The 1270-nt window shown below is 69.1% G+C and carries 1 protein-coding gene and 1 pseudogene; both read right to left on the reverse strand.

Annotated elements, in window-relative coordinates:
- On the reverse strand, positions 1–720 hold a 720-nt coding region (locus AC5RUJ_RS16605; RefSeq protein ID WP_494156286.1), incomplete at its 3' end, for an enoyl-CoA hydratase/isomerase family protein.
- A pseudogene (locus AC5RUJ_RS16610) lies at positions 717–1270 on the reverse strand (acetyl-CoA C-acyltransferase); the annotation flags it as partial. The pseudogene AC5RUJ_RS16610 and the gene AC5RUJ_RS16605, both read right to left, overlap by 4 nt.

The following is a 1270-nucleotide window of genomic DNA, read 5'->3' on the forward strand; positions in this document are numbered from 1 at the left end:
GACCAGCCGGCGGGCGTCGTCGTCGGTGAGGATTCGCGTGGCCCAGGCCAGCGACTGCTCCAGGCAATCGGCCGGTTCGAAGAGGACGTCGGCGATGCCCAGCCGGTAGGCGGCCGCGCCGTCGAGCGCCTTGTTGTTGCTCAGTGGGTTCTCGACCATGACCTTGACGGCATTCGCCGGGCCGATCAGCCGCGGGAGCCGGTAGACCCCGCCCCAGCCGGGGATCAGGCCCAAGAAGGCTTCTGGCAGCGAGATGGCGCCGGCGCCGGTGGAGATGGTGCGGTAGTCGGCGGCGAGCGCGATTTCCAGCCCGCCGCCCATCGCCGCTCCGTTGATGAAGGCGAACGTCGGGACGCCCAGGGAGGCGAGCGTGGCATAGGCATCGTGGCCCAGCCTGGCCATGGTCCGTCCGTCTTCGGGGCCGGTGAGCCTGCCCACGGCGCTCAAGTCGGCCCCGGCCACCAGGTAGTACGGCTTGCCGGTGATGGCGACGGCGGAGATCCTGCCCGCCGCGGCCCGCGCCTTGAGCCCTTCGAGTGCCGTGCCGAGTTCCACCAGGCTGTTGGGGCCCAGGGTGGTCGGCTTACGGTGGTCCAGGTCGTTGTCCAGGGTTAGCAGCGCCAGGGTGCCGGCACCGGGTAGTTCCACATCCTGCACGTAGGAATGGGTGACGGTCTCGTCCGGGAACTTCGCGGCCAGGGCCGTGTACTCGGCGTTCATGCGTGGTCCTCTCGTGCCTGTGCTGCCGCGGGGGCGGCGGTTCCGACAATTGCGGCGGCCGCATCGGCGGTGCTGCCCGAATAATCTGCATGGTGCGGGTTTTCCCAGATCACCGTTCCCCCCATGCCCAGTCCGATGCACATCGTGGTCAGTCCGTAGCGCACCGACGGGTCGTCCGCGAACTGGCGGGCCAGCTGGGTCATGAGACGCACGCCGGAGGCGGCCAGGGGATGGCCGACGGCGATGGCCCCGCCGTAGCGGTTGACGCGGGGATCGTCATCGGCAATTCCGTAGTAGTCCAAAAAGGACAGCACCTGTACGGCGAAGGCCTCGTTGATTTCGAACAAGCCGATGTCCGCGATGTCCAGTCCCGCCATCTTCAGGGCCTTCTCGGTGGCCGGGACGGGCCCGATGCCCATGACCTCGGGCTCGACGCCGGCGAAGGCGTAGGAGACCAGGCGCATCTTCACCGGCAGGCCAAGCTCGCCGGCGGCCTCCGCAGAGGCCAGCAGCGAGACCGTGGCGCCGTCGTTGAGGCCGGCGGCATTGC

The organism is Arthrobacter sp. Y3223164, assembly GCF_059091005.1.